Genomic DNA, 16887 nt, shown 5'->3' with positions numbered 1-16887 from the left:
GCCAGAAAGAAAGTAATTCCGCCAACGGGTTAAGGAGTTATCTCCTTTATTAATGCCGAACGCCCGGATGTTTCTTCAAGCGAAACACCCGGGCGTTCTTTATCATAGAAATAAGAATTTCTTAATAGTTTTCTTTTTTCACTTCGAAATAAGCCTGCGGATGCAAACATGCCGGGCAAACTTCAGGAGCTTCTTTACCTGTGAAGATGAAACCGCAATTACGGCATTGCCATACTACTTCACCTTCTTTAGCGAATACTGTAGTATTCTCGATATTGTTTACGAAAGCCAGGTATCTTTCTTCATGACCCTTCTCGGCAATTGAAATGTTGCGGTACATAGCAGCGATTTCATAGAAACCTTCTTTTTCCGCTACGTCAGCAAAGTGGGGATAGTCCAAAGACCATTCTTCGTGTTCACCGGCAGCAGCTTCTTTCAGGTTATCCAGTGTGGTGCTGATAACACCGGCAGGATAGCTTGCTGTAATTTCTACCATACCACCTTCCAGATACTTGAACATACGTTTAGCGTGTTCTTTCTCCTGATCAGCCGTTTCAGTAAAGATAGCAGCAATTTGTTCGTAACCTTCCTTCTTAGCTACACTTGCAAAATAAGTGTAACGCATTCTTGCTTGTGATTCTCCTGCAAATGAGGTCAACAGATTCTTTTCTGTTTGAGTTCCCTTAACACTTTTAGCCATAGTTCTTTTTCTTATTTAGTTAGTAAATTACGTATCAATTGTCGTTAGTCATTCTTATTAACAACACAAAAGTAAGGATTTTGTTTGATATTTACACACTTTTTATTCATCGGATTTATCTATACAGACATAGATAACATCTATTTCCGATACAATCTATTCAAGCAATAATGAACTAAAGCCTTAACTGTCCGCTATCTGATAAACTTCCAACAGTCGAAGTTAAATAGCTCATCTTCGCCGCCTCTAAAGATGAAGTAAACATCGTGCACGCCTTTTACTTTATCAACCTGAGCCTGGAAAGTCTTCCAACTTTCCGGACCACCTGTATTGCCAATAACGCAGGTGCCGATCAGCGTACCTTCTTTGTCATCCAAACGAATTTCTATTTGCCCACCGGAAGAAGACGATGCAGCAACTGCTTCAAATGACTTCGCCCCTTTCTTGAAATCGACATTGCGCACACGAATATAATCCCCGTCGTGAATAGCCGTAACATACATACCTGCCTCGCTCTTTTCTGTCTTCAAACCCTCACTCCAGGCTATTGTCTCGGCTTCAACGCGACGGTAAGGATCGAGCTTGCCCACCGGATCTACGCCTTTTGCCGTCCAGAACGGAAGTTGCTGAATTGTGCCATCCGGATTAAAGGTCAGTTTCTCCACACAAATAGAGCGTCGCTCATAGTGCTGGGAAATCTTGGAAAAATGGATATCATAATTGAAGCCAAAGACATACGTATTCCCTTTATAGTCAATAATACCCGGATGATTGCCATTTGATCTTCTGTCACCTTCCATAATCATACCTTTATATACCCAGGGACCAGTTGGAGAGTCACTCATCGAATATCCCATGCCTTCGGGACAGCAGGTGGACGCGAACGCCATGTAATACTTATTCTTTCTCTTGTAAGCCCACGGCCCTTCTTCATATAAAGTGGGGCGTTTCTGATTCCCCTTCCGTTCGCCAAAAGCCTCATGTGTCATCTGCTCATGCACTACTTCACCATCACAGGAAATCATATCTTCATTCAACTTCACATAATATAAATCCGGATTTCCCCAATACATATAAGCCTGCCCATCATCATCAATCAGCACCGTAGGATCTATATCAGCATAACTGTTTTTCACTAATGGCTTTCCGATGGGATCTATAAACGGCCCATAAGGACTATCGGCAACCAGCACACCGATGCCTATCCCACCGGGCATCGGACAATACATATAGAATTTCCCGTTGCGTTCAATACACTGCGGTGCCCAGGCACCATTGTCATAAGGAACCCATTTGAAGTCTTTCAGCGAGGCAACCACTCCGTGATCTGTCCAATTCACCATATCAGTCGAAGTATAAAGTAACCATTCGCGCATAACAAAGCCTTTCGCATTGTCATCGTCGTGACTTGAATAAAGGAATACAGTATCATTGTGCACCATTGGTGCCGGATCGGCTGTATATTTAGTCTGAATAATCGGATTGTTAGTCTGTACTTTCAACTTTTTCGAGATCCTGTACAACCCTGCGCCGTGATAATTGATGACAGGTGAGAACTCCGTTCCTGAGAAATTGCCAAGATCCTGATTCCTCCAGATATCACGTACTTTGGCAGCTCCGCCAAATCCTAATTCTTTCAGATCTACAGTCACTTTCCGATTGGCAGGATGTGACTCCCGGGGTTCTTTCTGATCTACATAGAACAGTGCCAGATATTTATCTCCATTTCTGGGATCATCAGCTGTCCAGGCTATAACGCCATCTTTATTATACCATTGCTTGTTGTTTACAGAGTTCCTATGTACATAGAGCACTTCTTCATTCGTTATCAGCGAATTGGTGAATTTATCATTATCAGGTAAGTGCCCACCGAACATCAGCGGCGACTTGAACATAGCAAACAACGTCATAACCATATATTGTTCATCCCGCGTAAACTTACTCATACGGGCGTTACCTCGAAGATCAATATGCCCCAACGGCAACATATCGGCATCGGGCCATGCGCCACGACCTATATAAGGCGCCCATTTGGGACATACTTCAAACTGATGGTAAAGATGCGGCCAATTGTCCCAGAAATCATCTACTGTACGCCACATATTAGCATGCCCTACAGCGTGATCCGCCTTATTCACATCGGTTTCTCCCGGTGACATGCTCAATACAATCGGCCGTCCGGTACGGTCAATCGCCTTACGTATCATCTCTATTTCCGCCTGATGATAAGGGCGGGAAAGATCATCAATCTTAACAAAATCCACTCCCCATGAAGCATACAGATCGAAGATTGAATTATAATATTCCTGCGCTCCCGGTCTGTCGGCTACAATCGTGTAGTTATCTCCCAACCAGGGGCATTTCCAGTCGGTAGAATAAATATCAGCAGCCGTTACTCCACCGGCATCTTTCACCGGCAATTTCTTCTCTACGGCAAGTGTGGGTACACCGCGCATCAGATGGATACCAAACTTCAATCCCTTACTGTGGACATAGTCAGCAAGAGGCTTAAATCCATTTCCGTTGCCAGCTGATGGAAAACGGTTCACGGCAGGCATATAACGGCCGTATTCATCAAGCACATATTTAGGATCTTTGAAGTTATAGTAACCGGTAGTCTGATTTTCCACAAACCAGCGGATATCCACAACAATATACTCCCAACCGTAGTCTTTCAGGTGCTCCGCCATATAATCGGCATTGGCTTTCACTTCCGCCTCAGTAACATTAGCCCCAAAGCAATCCCAACTATTCCAACCCATAGGCGGTGTTTCTGCCCATTTATGGAAATCAGCGTTCCGATTTTGATTATTGTTCTGCGATTGTACCCCACAAACCGTTAAAAGGGTAATGAGAAATAAAGTTATTCTCTTGTTCATGATATATAATATTACTTGCTCAATTTACATTCAATTCGCTATTACTTCTTTTTCTACCACAACTTCTTTTTCGTCAGTGTATGGATTTACAATCTCAGCTACTTCGGCGGCAGTCTTCGGCTTCACAGTAATACCTTCTTTGGTCTGCTCAACATACGCCATACGTCCGTCAGGTAGATAATAAAGATAGTCAACGCACACGCTTCGGCGCCCTGTGGCACCCGATTTTCCATCTATGGTAAGTATTGCATTATGATAGAACAGATAGTTTTGTCCCTTGAATTCAATGATTCCCGGATGTATGGTAAAGCTATTTTCTGCCATTCCTGTCAAGACTCCACGATAGGTCCATGGACCTTCCATACTTGGTGCCGTGGCATAACTAATGGTTTCACGCCCCTTACCCATCGATGCATACGTCAGATAGTAAAGATTTTCACGCTTATGAATCCATGGCCCTTCCACAAATTTCGGCATTTTAAGAATCTCTATGTTTCCGTCCAGTTCTGTCATATTGGGTTTAAGTTTCACTAAGAAGCAGGTACCGTTACCCCAGCTCATCCATGGTGTGCCGTCATCATCCACAAAAACGGTCGGATCGATATCGTTCCACCATCCACGAGGACCGTTAGGAGTCATATCATCTGTAATAAGCGGTGTACCCCGAGCATCGATGAAAGGGCCTGTCGGACTATCCGACACTGCAACTCCTACCACCTTACTATTATATGGCGCACCCGCCTGTACCGTTGTATAATAATAGAATTTCCCGTCTTTCTCTACAACCTGGGAAGCCCATGCTTCGCCAACTCCCCACGAGAAATCGGTAGGCTTCAGCACACTTCCATGATCAGTCCATGTTTTCATATCTTTTGTTGAATAACACAGCCATTCGGTTATGTTAAAGTCCTGTCCTTCTTCAGCCTCATCGTGACCCACGTAGAGGTACAGTCTACCATTATGCACCATAGGTGCCGGATCAGCGGTAAACTTATCCGTCACTATCGGATTACTTTCCGAAATAAACTTCACTTCATTACTTTTCTCGCCGCAAGCGGATAAGATCAGATATAAACTAACAATAAAAAGAGTGTTTCTCATGATAAAAACAATTAAGTAAGTAATTCTATTTTTTTACATTTCATTGAACCGGTGTAAATTTATAAAGAAGTACACCATGTGCCGGAACATTGAGTGACAATGGCTTCCGTCCTGTATCCAAGGTTCTTATATCCTTTTGTCTCCAGAGATCACGCACAGTTTGTTTACCCGTAATATTCAGTTTATCAAAATTACGGAAAGAGATATCAGCCTTTTCCCGGTCGAAATTACAGAAACCAACCGCCTTACTGCCATCTTCTAGTTCTTTCACATAAATACGTAATTCCCCTATTGAATATACACATGTGGCCTGTTTACCCAAAGGATCCTGATTAACAGCTATTACCTCATTGTTAGTCAGCAGACTCAGGGTAAAATCATCCATTTTCTCCAAGTCACAACCTATCAGAAGCGGTGCAGAGAATAAACTCCAAAGACTGAAATGGAGATACTGCTCATCAGGTTTAAGCTTGGTTTGGTGAGGATTTCCCCAACCTACAATACCTAGAACCAGCATGTCCGGATCATTCCAGTTACCGGGTTTCGCCCATGCAGCTGCACGGTCCTGAGAAAGAGCGATGCCTTTTACACTTTCCCAAGTATCGGTGATATCGTTAGTCGTGCGCCAGCACTGGCCGCCAACGGCATCTCCCCATTTCCAGACATCTCCCATGCCATACTGACACAGGTTATAAACAATGTCCCTGGGCTGCTGACGCAAATAATCGCCCATAATCTTAAATGGCTTTCTACCGGCAATTGAATCCCCTCCCCCTTGAAACGCCAAGGAAGACACGCTGTAAGGATCCTTATCCAAATCACGGTCAAGTACTCCCCCGTAACTGCACCAGTCATATTTCAAATAATCAAGCCCCCATTCGCCATACATATCGGCATCTTGCTTTTCATAACCATAACTGCCTACGCAACCTCCGCAAGTCCACGGACCGGGTGAAGAATAAATACCCACTTTCAGTCCAAGTGAATGTATGTAGTCCGTTAACCCTTTCATATCAGGGAATTGGGCATTAGGTATAATATTACCCTGATCGTCACGCAACCGTCCACCTCTGGTCCGGTCGTTGGGATCTCTGTGATGTTGCCATGAATCATCTATATTGATATAAGTCCAGCCATAATTCACTAAACCACTTTCAATCATAGCTCTTGCCGCTTGTTTCACTTTCTCAGCCGAGACTTCGTGTCCGAAGCAGTTCCAACTGTTCCATCCCATCGGCGGAGTAAGAGCAATTCTGTCACCACACTCAATACGAAGTTTTCTTTCTGCCGTTCCTTTCACATTTTTCGCCTGTAAAACCACTTCAAATGTACCAGCCTTGGTTAGCTTACCCGTAATCAGACCCGTTTCCGGGTGAATCTCCAATCCTGCCGGTAATCCCTCCGCTGCAAATCTCATCGGACGATCTCCTGTAGCCGCTATCTGATATTGGAATGGCGAACCGGGACGCACTCCAAACACAGAGGCCCCATTAATTCTCGGCGTCGCGGGAGCGGGTGGAGTCAGTATATAAGGTTCCGTAGCAATGAATTTAAGTGTAGGAAAACTCTTCTTTCCTTTTGATATTATCTTTGCATCCGCCCAGTCGGCATGGTCATAGTAAGGCCCGTCACCACCATCAGCAACTATCAGCTCAAGCCTTTTGACTCCATCCAATGAAACCGAACATAATTTAGGCGCATCTCCTGCCTTTACAATCCCACTGGACCAAAGCCTGGCTCCATCTCCTATTACAATAAATTCGGCAGACGTTTTATGCTCGATGATCTCATCATCCAGCCCTACCTGAGCCGTAAATGATACGGCTTTGCCATCCAATTGAATTGCTATCTCACTGACTGAATGAGTACCTACTCCACGTTCAAACGTTTGTCCTCCGATTGTCAAGGTTTTGCCATCAACCGATTTATTTTTCATAGCTACTCCATTACCTTGAGTCATAGCTGTCAGATCCAAATCATCAAGCCACACAGTATGGGATTGACCACATCCTGTAGTAATGGACGCTATTACAAACCCTACGAGGGCCAAAAACGACTTCATATTATTCTTCATATTTTAAGATATTTCCAAATCATTGCCTCAAGAAACACTACAGTGATATCACCATTGACTTTCCCTCATAGACAATGCTCTTATTCACTTTTGACTGATAAATTCCAGTGCCTGACTCCGGCGTTACAATTACAATATTGAAGTCCATTCTTTCCTTCATTCCTGCAAACGAACCTTTTCTGTCACTGATAGTAAGTGTCTTATCCGAATCATTCCACTTCAGATCAAACGTGCAGAACTGACCTTTCTCATAATTGTAATTGATTCCTTCGTCTTCATAAACAGAATAAGAACCATCAGCTCCCGGATAAATACGGATTTCCCACGGTTGTTCCGTCTCCTCCGATGCATATTGCTTCTGAGGTCCCAACGGCAATATAGAACCCGCTTTCACAAATAAAGGAGTCTTCATAAGATCCACATTTACATCTGTGAATATACCTCCCTTATGAGGTGTGCCATTCCAGAAATCTACCCAGCCGGCCGAACATTCCGGAAGATAAACCTTCATCCGGTTAACACCACTTTCTACCACCGGAGCCACCAATATAGAAGGTCCGAACATGAACTGATAGTTTTGTTCCAGTGCAAAACGGTCTTCAGGGAAATCCATCACCAACGGACGCATCAAAGTAGAACCATTGAATGAAACCGCAGCATTTTGTGAATAGATATAAGGAAGAAGCCTATAACGTAAATCCAGATATCGGGCAATGATATGTTCCACCTTTTCTCCATATCGCCACGGCTCGGTATTACTCATATAACCATGCACACGCATCAGTGGGAAAAATGTTCCTGCCTGTATCCAGCGGATCAACTGTTCATGATATCCGGTATTTGTATACTGGTCGCCCGGACGGAAGAACCCACCTGCATCATAAGTCCACCAAGGCAGTCCTGTCGCCATCTGCCCCAATCCCCCTACGATTTGCCGACGTAAGGTTTCCCAGTCATGTCCTACGTCTCCCGACCATGTGGCGGCTGCATAACGTTGCATTCCTGAAAATCCACTGCGAGTAAAAATCATAGCTCGCCTGTCAGGATCATCCTGACGTAAACCTTCATAGATTGTCTTGCTAACATACATCGGATATACATTCCGGTACACCTCTCCCGGAGTTTGTTCACGATTAATGCGACGGTTCTGCAAATCATCATTCTCCGGTTCAGTAGCATCCTGCCACCAAGCATCAATACCATATTTCAATAATCCGGTACGGAAATTCTGCCAATAGAAAGCCGCCGCGTCCGGATTGAAAAAGTCAATCCAGTCACTGCCCGGTATGTAATATCCCTTTTCCTTGGCTTGTTTTCCCACTTCGGACTGAGCATCGATTTTAGACCATACAGAGATCATCAGACGCACATCCATCTCATGAAGTTCCTTCATCATACTTCCCGGATCAGGATATCTGTCTTCATCAAACTTCATGGCATTCCAACCATATTTTCCCCAATATTGCCAGTCCTGTACAATCATATCGATAGGCAATTTCCGTTCCCTGAATTCACGGGCATTCTCCAGCAATTCTGCTTGAGTATTATAACGCTCCCGACAATGTATATATCCCAGACTCCACAAAGGCATCATGGGGGCAGGTCCGGTCAGTTCCCGATAGCTGGCGATCACTTCATCTCCGTTACCAGCGAAAACCGTATAATCTAACATTTGGGCAACCGGAGAACGGAATACAGTCTCTTCTGAAACAGGACGCCAATATAACACAGGCTTATCATTACGTTCACCTTGTACTTCTATATCGTGCTTACCGGCTGTCAGCTCCACAATGGCAGAAGTAGTGGGAGGCAACCATAAATTATTGACATCCACAATCTTTTGTCCGTCAATAACCAGATAATATTTCCGTGCCATTCGCTGTCCCACATCCAGCAACAAAGAATAACTACCGGAGCGAGGTACATCCACCGAAGCTGTAAACGAATAGGTTTGTCTGGTTTCCCTTACATTTCCACTCGTACCGGTGGTATTTACCGTAACAGCCTCTCCACTTGCATTGGTGGGGGTCAACTCCACAAATTGATCTGCCGGATTGAAATCCGTCAATCCATAGTTGTTCCACAGCAACCCATAGCCTTTACTTGAAAGAATAAAAGGAATAGAAATCTGTGTATTCACCTGCGTCAAGCGCCGTGTCAACCCCCGGATATTTAGATAACCATCCTGAAACTGCCCTGTACCATATATGTATTCATCTTTCGGAGAAACAAAACGCTGTTCCACCTGATAGGTAGGTTCATTCTGTACAGAAGAAACCTTCATAAAACGTCCGCCAACTTTCTCTTGAAGAATGATACGCTTATTCGCATCTTTAAAAGTCAAGACTTCCGTACCTTTGTCGAATTCCACTGAAATTCCATCCAGAGATAAAACCAGCGATTGCTTATCTTCTGTAACTTCATATTCAGGAACAGGAAGTTTTTCTGTATAGATAAGCTCTTCCATAGGCGCCGAACCCGGTTGGGAAAACTGTACCCGGACAGCATTCTGATTTAATGGTATCAGCGAAAGTAATCCCTGTTTCAGTTCAAGAACGACTTTCTCTTTTTGCTTTGAAACACATGCCGTATTCAACAAAGCAACACAGAACAACAGGATGATTCCTGTTGTTCTGATATACTTCCTTTTATTCCTCATAGTATTTAGTACAAGTTATTTAGAAAACATCCAATAATCAAAATACATAAGATTGGTAGCAGGCCGCCCCTTTACTACAAAATACAAATCATGTACTCCTGTCACTTTTGTAATGTCAATAGTCCGTAAGTCCCAACGATCACTTCCTCCTGTACGCGGTACCTTCATTGTCCCTATCAGTTGCCCATCAACACCATCCAGACGGATTTCCAGATTTACGGGATCATTATGTGTAGTTCCTATTCTGGCACTGAACTTCGTTGCACCGGTTGCCTTGAAATCTACACCGCGAACACAAGTATAACTGCCATTCTTCATTGCCGTAACAAAAACACCCACCTGATCATTTTTGAAAGACTTGAACCCTTCAGAAAAAGCAATAGTCTCCGCTTCCGTTTTTACATACGGATTCAGTGTCGTAATCCCTTTTGTAATACCCTCAGTCATCTTCAGTTGAGGAATAGATCCGTCTTTGTTGAATTTAAGCTCTTCCACACATACTGAACGATTGAATCCACCACCTCCGGACAACTGTCCGTTATGATAGAAAAAGTAAGTTTTACCCTTGAAATCAATAACTCCCGGGTGAATGGTAAACGCTCCGCCACCGGCAGGCATCACTACTCCACCGTATTTCCACGGACCTGTAGGAGTATCGCTGGTTGAGTATCCGATATGCTCGGGCAGCGGACCTCCCGGCCAGAATAAATAATACTTCTTATCCCGCTTATAAAGCCAGGGACCTTCTTCATACAGAGTGGCTCTCTGAGCATCGCCTTCGCGTTTACCAAACGATTCCGCTACCAAAGGTACACGTACAATATCCCCACTATAAGAAATCATATCTTCATTCAACTTCACATAATACAGGTTGGGATTTCCCCAATACAAATAAGCCTGTCCGTCATCATCAATAAAAACAGTCGGATCAATGTCTCCCCATTCACTCTGGACCAGTGGTTTCCCAAGCGGATCATAAAAGGGCCCGTAAGGACTGTCAGCTACCGCCACACCGATTGCACCTCTGTTGTTTATATTCGAAATCATGGGTACGTACATATAAAACTTACCATCTCTCTCAATGCATTGTGGAGCCCATGCATCCCCTTTTGCCCAACTAAAATCAGTATATGATAACACAGCGCCATGATCCGTCCAGTTCACCATATCACTGGTCGTATACAAGCGCCAGTCGTTCATCGTAAACCAGGTAGAATTATCCTCATCATGGGTAGTATAAAGATATACTTTATCATTATATACCATTGGGGCCGGATCAGCCGTATAATTTGTCTGAATGATTGGATTTTGTGCCAATCCCGAAGTACTCACCACCACCAATAGCGATGAAAGGAATAAAGATTTCATTTTATCCATATTGCTTTTTAGTTTGATTATTCTACAATTAATATTCCACCATTGCAAGGAATTGCCAATTGTAACTCCTGTTTCTTATTTACCTTTATTTGTTTTACATTTCCTTGCAATTCTTCATTATCAGTAAATACCCTCACTTGATCACCAGGCATAAACATCGGTAAAGCAATCTTCAACTTTACGGTCTCTTTCTGCGCATTAACTCCTGCAACATACCATTTATCTCCATGCCTGCGTGCCATAACTACATATTTACCGGGATAGCCATCAATAAAGCGTACTTCATCCCACGTAGTGGGGACTTCTTTCATGAAGCCTATCGCCCATTCCGGAGCATCTGTCAGATTGTTCGGAGCCAAGGCAAAATGTTGTACCGGACTTTGGAACAATACCGCAGTAGCTAAAGCAAACACATCAGAAGTCATACGCCGGCTTCCGCGTGGAGCATTATCCGCATTATAATATTTATTCAGTGCACTGCCGCCAAAGTCCATGCTACCCACCGTATTACGAATAAATGGATGCAGACAGGCATTGAAAGCTTCATTGTCACAACTTCCCTGAGAGAAATGCAGGTTCTCACTGGCCAATACAGCTTCACTCGACGCAAAGTTAGGATACATACGTTCCCAACCGCGAGGCAAAGTACACCCGTGGAAAATCACCAGTAACCCATATTCATTGGCATCAGCAAGAATATCTTCGTACAGCTGCATGGTGACTTGCTTATCACCACCAAAGAAGTCAACCTTTATACCGCGTATTCCAATGCTTTGCATCCATTTCATCTCCTTGCGTCGGGCTATCGCATTGTCCATGATACCACGCGGTGATTGTGGGGCATCATTCCAATATCCATTAGAATTATACCACAGATAAAGCCCCACTCCTTTTTCCGCACCATACTTAGCCAGCTTTTCAACTTTGTCATAGCCTATTTGCGTATCCCACAATGCATCTACCAATACAGACTGGTATCCCATTGCCGCAGAGAAATCAATATAACGTAATTGCTCTTCATACTTCGTACTTCCATCCATACCAATAATCCAGCTCCAGGAACCTCTGCCGTATTCATATTTTCCGGATGCTTCATACAGTGGCTTTACAACATCAAAGGAAACTGTCGTTTCAACAATCGGAGCCAAAGTTTCACCCAAAGTGATCGTTCTCCAAGGCGTTTCTCCCGGCAGGGCAAGTCCGGGTGCAGTTGTACCATTTCCATTCATTTCACCCTCCTGAGGAAAACCGATTGTATACAAGCCATTTTCATGTCCCAGTAAGCGACTTCCACAATATTTGCTATCTACACCTGTTTCTGAAATAAGTATCCATCCCTTATCACCATTACGGAACAGACAAGGGAAAGTATAACCTTCACCCCATCCATTTTTGCCCATGGTATCATCTGCTTTATACGGTGTCTCATAACTGGGAGAAGTACGGGCAAATCCTCCCATAGGTTTGCTTTGCGGACACAAAAAAGTCGTACTCCCATCAGGAAGCACAAAACTTGTCGCCTCCTCTTTCACAATGCAGGATAAAGTATTCTTTTGAGGATACATTTTATACTTGAAAGCAACATCCCGGTCGCTTACACGAAATATAACATCGTAAATCATCTTACCTTGCTGACTAAACCGGTATACACCCTCTGTGGCTACATAGTGCACATTACTCTGCTTTATATTGGGCAATGTATAGGTCTCGTCAATTCTATTTGACTGAACATCGTGTTCCAAAGACATTTCCCGGGAAAAATCACCTATATTCGTAATAAGCCCCAAAGAAGAAGAATTGATAAAAGGAGTATCCTTATAATTGATGCGATAGGAAGGTTGTCCATTCTTATCAGAGATGGTTACTACTATTTTCCCATCCGGACTTGCTATCTGTTTTTCCTCCGCTTTTATTGTGGAGCAAATCAATAATGCCGTTATAACTAAAAAATATTTCATGAATATCAAGATATTATTTATTAATAGTCACCCTATCATTAGCCCTCTCGTAGTCAAAGTAATCAACGTCGACATAACCTCCCAACGATTTTGTTGCATAGTTAAAGATGGCAAACTTACTTCCCATAAACAGTTTTGTATAATCAAAACGCATTTTGAAATCCGTTCCGATCTTCTTCCATTCCTTATTGTCCAGGCTGTAATAGAAAGTAGCAATATCCCGCTTCGGAGTAAAATCACCTTCTATACGCAAATAAATGATATTCTGATTAAGTTCTACCTGTTCCTTTTCCTCTATATCCACACTTGCGATAGCTTTATTTGGAGTATTATCAAAGTTGACTACATTGGTAGACATTACAAGTCGTTTTGCATCTCCCTCCTTCACCACAGACAAAAGCCCGGAATGTCCATTGAATGCACTAAAACCTGCCACATCACCATCCTTCATATTCGAAATATCAAGCGAGACAGTAGCCTTACATTTCGGTCCCTCCATACGCTGCGTAATTGTATTCGGAGCAAGATACAGATTATCAACCACCCGGCTGGTTTCTAAACGTAAATATCCCGGCCGTTCTGTGAGCGACCACTTATCATCCACCGGGTTGTGATTCCATTGCCAATAGAGTGAAAGTTTCTCTCCGTTGAAATCATCACTTCCAAGTATTCCTTTGGTATTTTCAGTCGGATATATCTCTTTTTCCATCGTCAAGGGCACATGTCCATTTTCATCTCCCAGCATCGGCCATCCGTCTACCCAACGGCAGGGCATAAGAGTAGGTACACGGCCTATTCCTCCGCGGTCTTGAAAAATAACCCCATACCAGTCTCCTTCTTCCGAGTCAATAATACAACCTTGACCTACTCCTCCATAACCATCAAAATCATGCTCCAGGATAACCTTCTTCTCATAAGGCCCTGTTATCTTGTCTGCACGATAACATACTTCCCTGCGTACCCGACCGGGGATACTCCAATCCATGGAAATCATCAACAAATAATACTTTCCGTTATGTTTCACAACCTGGCTTCCTTCCAGCAAGCCCTGTTCATCAGCATCCCGTTCAAAAATCTTCATACTGACTCCATCGGGTTTCACATCCGACAAGTCACTCTTCAACTCCTTCAGCTCACCGGTTCCATAGAATACATATACTCGGCCGTCATCATCAAAAAACAAAGAGGCATCATGAAAATGCTGTGTTCTTGATAATAGTTCCCACTTCCCTGCCGGATCTTCCGCCGTGAATATATACGACCGATAGGGTACATCGTTTGGCGAGAACAATACATAGAATTTCCCATTATGATAACGTATGGAAGATGCCCATTGTCCGCGTCCATAAACAGTTCCACCAATCAAGTCATACTTTGAGTTATCAGTCAGCTTATCGAAGACATAGCTCACTGTTTCCCAATTCACCAAGTCTTTTGATCTCATAACAGGTCCACCGGGCATTAAATGCATAGTGGTACTTATCATATAATAGTACTCTCCTGCACGCGTAACAGACATATCCGGTACATCAGCATAAATTACAGGATTACGATACGTCCCCTTCACCGACGTTTCCGAACCGGAACACCCCATCAGTAATGAAGCAACAGTCAGCCATGTTAACATCATCTTTTTCATGATACTCTTAGTCTTTAAAATCTATATTTCCAAATAACACTAGAATTTCACACTAACTCTTTTCCCTTTGTAGTCAACAACTTTCCGAGTTCCGTCTTGAAGTACGATTGTGAACTTTCTATTATTTAACATTCCCTTGTATGCACCTTTTCGAGCTCCTATGATCAACTGGCGTGATGCATCATTCCATACGACAGGAATCTCTGTATATGCTCCCTGCTCATAATTATAATTATCAAATTCATCCTCATACAGAACAAAAGAACCATTGGCACCGGCATATACTCTCAATTCAAGATTATCCCACGGTTTCTCCGTTGCATACTGCACTTTAGGCCCCATTGGAATAATACTACCAGCTTTGACATACAAAGGAATGACATCAATAGTCGTTTCCTTTTCTATTTCTTGTCCACCGTCATACTTCTCATTCGTCCAGAAATCATACCAGGTAGTACCCGCCGGTAAATATACCTTTGCAGACTTAGCCTGCATAAAGTCTACCGGAGCTTTATTCTCAAACTTCTGAACGTTATTCTTATCCCAACCATCATTTTCTTTTAGTTTTACCAGCTTCTCCTGAGTATATTGCGCATTAACTATCGGTGCTACCAAAATGGATTTACCGAACATATACTGGTCTTTTATATCCCATACTTTCTTGTCAGCAGCAAAGTCCATCACCAACGCACGCATAAAGCTCGACTGTCGCTCGGTCACTTCCCATGAAGTGGAATAGATGTAGGGCAACAATGCATAGCGCAGATGAATCATTTTTTCAATAGCATCATATATTGATTCGCCTTTTTTCCCGAATTGATAAATCTCCCTCGGTGTATCAGCCCCATGTGAACGCATCATCGGCGTAAACGTACCGAATTGCAGCCAACGCACATACAGTTCCTGATACATCGGATTCTTGGGGGCACTTCCGTCATTCCAACTCTTATTATAGTTTCCGGCAAAGAAGCCACCAATATCTGAATTGAAGTTAGGATTTCCGGTAAGAGTAAAATTCAAGCCTGCCGGAATCTGATTGCGCAGTGATTCCCAAGAAGAACCGATATCTCCCGACCATACATTGGCTCCGTAACGTTGCTGTCCGGCAAAAACAGAACGTGTAAGAATAAAGACGCGTTTATCTGAAGTTACGGCACGCTGATTATCATAAACGCCACCCACCGTCAACAACGGATAAGCATTACGCACCTTGCGGAATGACCCCAAATAGGTCTTCGTATCAAAATCCTCCGGCTTCCAATCGAAATGGTCAGGTTCCGTAGAATCCATCCACCAGCCGTCCATACCCAACTTGAAGATACCTTCATTCAGATATTTCCAATAGATATCACGGGCTTTCGGATTATAGGCATCGTATACGCGTACTCCGGAAGGATATTCCATATTGGGCGGCCAAGTATCGAGTCCCGACTGGGGCCATGTAGAAAAGTTAAACAGCATACCATTCTTGTCCAATTCCCTGTAAGGCTTGGTCATGGGTCCAAACGAAGACCAGATAGAAATCAGCATATGCGCATTCATTCCATGCACATCATCAATCATCTTTTTAGGATCGCTGAACGAAGGGTTCTTAAAGTCCATAGCATTCCACAAATAGTTGTGTCCCCAGTATTGCCAATCCTGAATGATTCCATCAAGAGGCACACCTAATTCACGGTATTTCCGTACCACTCCCACCGTCTCTTCTTGGCTCTTATAACGTTCCTTACTTTGGAAATAACCGTAAGTCCAGAGGGGGAACATGGGAACCTGTCCGGTCAGTGCACGCATTTGCGCAACTACACCATCGGCATCTCCACCGTACATGAAATAATAGTCGATGCAATCTCCCACTTCAGACTGGAAAGAGGTTCCTTCCGGTTTATCGGCAAAATTGGTTGGTGAATAGTTATCCCAGAAAAGACCGTATCCTTTCACGGACTGCACAAATGGAACCACGTCTTCCACATTGCCCTGTACAAGACGTTTAGTCTGATTACGTTGCGACATCTTTCCATTCTGGAGAATGCCCAACCCATAAAGAGGCTCATCCTTATCTAAAAGAAACGTTTGCTTAACAGTGAACGTTTTTGTGCCTGCATCATTAAAATCGGTAAACTCCGGCTTTCCATTTTCACTGAGCAACGGCTCTCCTTTCGCATTAAAGAAAGACACAACACCAGATTCCAAATTAAGAGCAACCCCCATTTCACTACTTTTCAGGCTTACAATATTGCCTTCCTGAGTAACGGCAGTCTTCACCTTCTGAGGAGTTTCTATTACAGAAAGACTCTCCTTTGTATACTTCCACCCATTAGGAGATTTTAGTATTCTTACAATTGACGGAGTATAGAATTGTAATTCTACATCTACAGAATTAATGGTCGCCTTAATTCCCTCAGGAACTTGCTGATAATCTTGCCCTGTAAGCGGGATACAACAACACAGCGCCATTAATATAAATACACTTTTAATTGGTTTCATGGTACTTATTACATTT

At 43.3% G+C, this 16887-nt stretch carries 9 protein-coding genes and 1 pseudogene; all 10 read right to left on the bottom strand.

Annotated features, from left to right (window positions below):
* Nucleotides 1-121: 121 nt before the first annotated feature.
* Nucleotides 122-700: a rubrerythrin gene (gene rbr, locus BACCELL_RS09180; RefSeq protein WP_007211450.1), complete on the bottom strand. Its 579-nt coding sequence runs from the start codon at nucleotides 698-700 to the stop codon at nucleotides 122-124.
* 194 nt (nucleotides 701-894) lie between these two features.
* Nucleotides 895-2514, bottom strand: a complete 1620-nt coding sequence (locus BACCELL_RS27330) for a family 43 glycosylhydrolase (protein ID WP_369796088.1) — start codon at nucleotides 2512-2514, stop codon at nucleotides 895-897.
* Nucleotides 2515-3462: pseudogene (locus BACCELL_RS27325) on the bottom strand (glycoside hydrolase family 27 protein); the annotation flags it as partial. It lies immediately after the preceding gene.
* Between the two features lie 147 nt (nucleotides 3463-3609).
* Nucleotides 3610-4680, bottom strand: a complete 1071-nt coding sequence (locus BACCELL_RS09170) for a glycoside hydrolase family 43 protein (RefSeq protein WP_007211448.1) — start codon at nucleotides 4678-4680, stop codon at nucleotides 3610-3612.
* Nucleotides 4681-4720: 40 nt separating this feature from the next.
* Nucleotides 4721-6754 (bottom strand): NPCBM/NEW2 domain-containing protein, encoded by a 2034-nt coding sequence (locus tag BACCELL_RS09165; RefSeq protein ID WP_007211447.1) that lies wholly within the window; start codon nucleotides 6752-6754, stop codon nucleotides 4721-4723.
* Nucleotides 6755-6791: 37 nt separating this feature from the next.
* On the bottom strand, nucleotides 6792-9413 hold the full coding sequence (locus tag BACCELL_RS09160; protein WP_007211446.1) for a glycoside hydrolase family 31 protein: 2622 nt from the start codon (nucleotides 9411-9413) through the stop codon (nucleotides 6792-6794).
* 15 nt (nucleotides 9414-9428) lie between these two features.
* Complete coding sequence (locus BACCELL_RS09155) at nucleotides 9429-10790, bottom strand: glycoside hydrolase family 43 protein (RefSeq protein ID WP_007211445.1); 1362 nt, start codon at nucleotides 10788-10790, stop codon at nucleotides 9429-9431.
* A 17-nt stretch (nucleotides 10791-10807) separates the two neighbouring features.
* A complete protein-coding gene (locus BACCELL_RS09150) occupies nucleotides 10808-12748 on the bottom strand; it encodes a glycoside hydrolase family 97 protein (RefSeq protein WP_007211444.1) in 1941 nt (646 codons plus the stop codon).
* Between the two features lie 13 nt (nucleotides 12749-12761).
* Nucleotides 12762-14387 carry a glycoside hydrolase family 43 protein gene (locus BACCELL_RS09145; RefSeq protein WP_007211443.1) on the bottom strand — a complete coding sequence of 542 codons (1626 nt, stop codon included), beginning with the start codon at nucleotides 14385-14387 and terminating at the stop codon, nucleotides 12762-12764.
* Nucleotides 14388-14426: 39 nt separating this feature from the next.
* A complete protein-coding gene (locus tag BACCELL_RS09140; RefSeq protein WP_007211442.1) occupies nucleotides 14427-16871 on the bottom strand; it encodes a glycoside hydrolase family 31 protein in 2445 nt (814 codons plus the stop codon).
* Nucleotides 16872-16887 lie beyond the last annotated feature (16 nt).

It is taken from the genome of Bacteroides cellulosilyticus DSM 14838, from assembly GCF_000158035.1.
GTDB lineage: Bacteria > Bacteroidota > Bacteroidia > Bacteroidales > Bacteroidaceae > Bacteroides > Bacteroides cellulosilyticus.
This window is presented reverse-complemented; position numbering and strand designations above follow the sequence as displayed.

Bases quoted from the DNA above. Each gene is read 5' to 3' on its own strand.
- BACCELL_RS09140 (WP_007211442.1), bottom strand. From the start codon at position 16,871: ATGAAACCAATTAAAAGTGTATTTATATTAATGGCGCTGTGTTGTTGT.
- BACCELL_RS09165 (WP_007211447.1), bottom strand. From the start codon at position 6,754: ATGAAGAATAATATGAAGTCGTTTTTGGCCCTCGTAGGGTTTGTAATA.
- BACCELL_RS09150 (WP_007211444.1), bottom strand. From the start codon at position 12,748: ATGAAATATTTTTTAGTTATAACGGCATTATTGATTTGCTCCACAATA.
- BACCELL_RS09145 (WP_007211443.1), bottom strand. From the start codon at position 14,387: ATGAAAAAGATGATGTTAACATGGCTGACTGTTGCTTCATTACTGATG.
- BACCELL_RS09170 (WP_007211448.1), bottom strand. From the start codon at position 4,680: ATGAGAAACACTCTTTTTATTGTTAGTTTATATCTGATCTTATCCGCT.
- BACCELL_RS09155 (WP_007211445.1), bottom strand. From the start codon at position 10,790: ATGGATAAAATGAAATCTTTATTCCTTTCATCGCTATTGGTGGTGGTG.
- BACCELL_RS09160 (WP_007211446.1), bottom strand. From the start codon at position 9,413: ATGAGGAATAAAAGGAAGTATATCAGAACAACAGGAATCATCCTGTTG.
- rbr (WP_007211450.1), bottom strand. From the start codon at position 700: ATGGCTAAAAGTGTTAAGGGAACTCAAACAGAAAAGAATCTGTTGACC.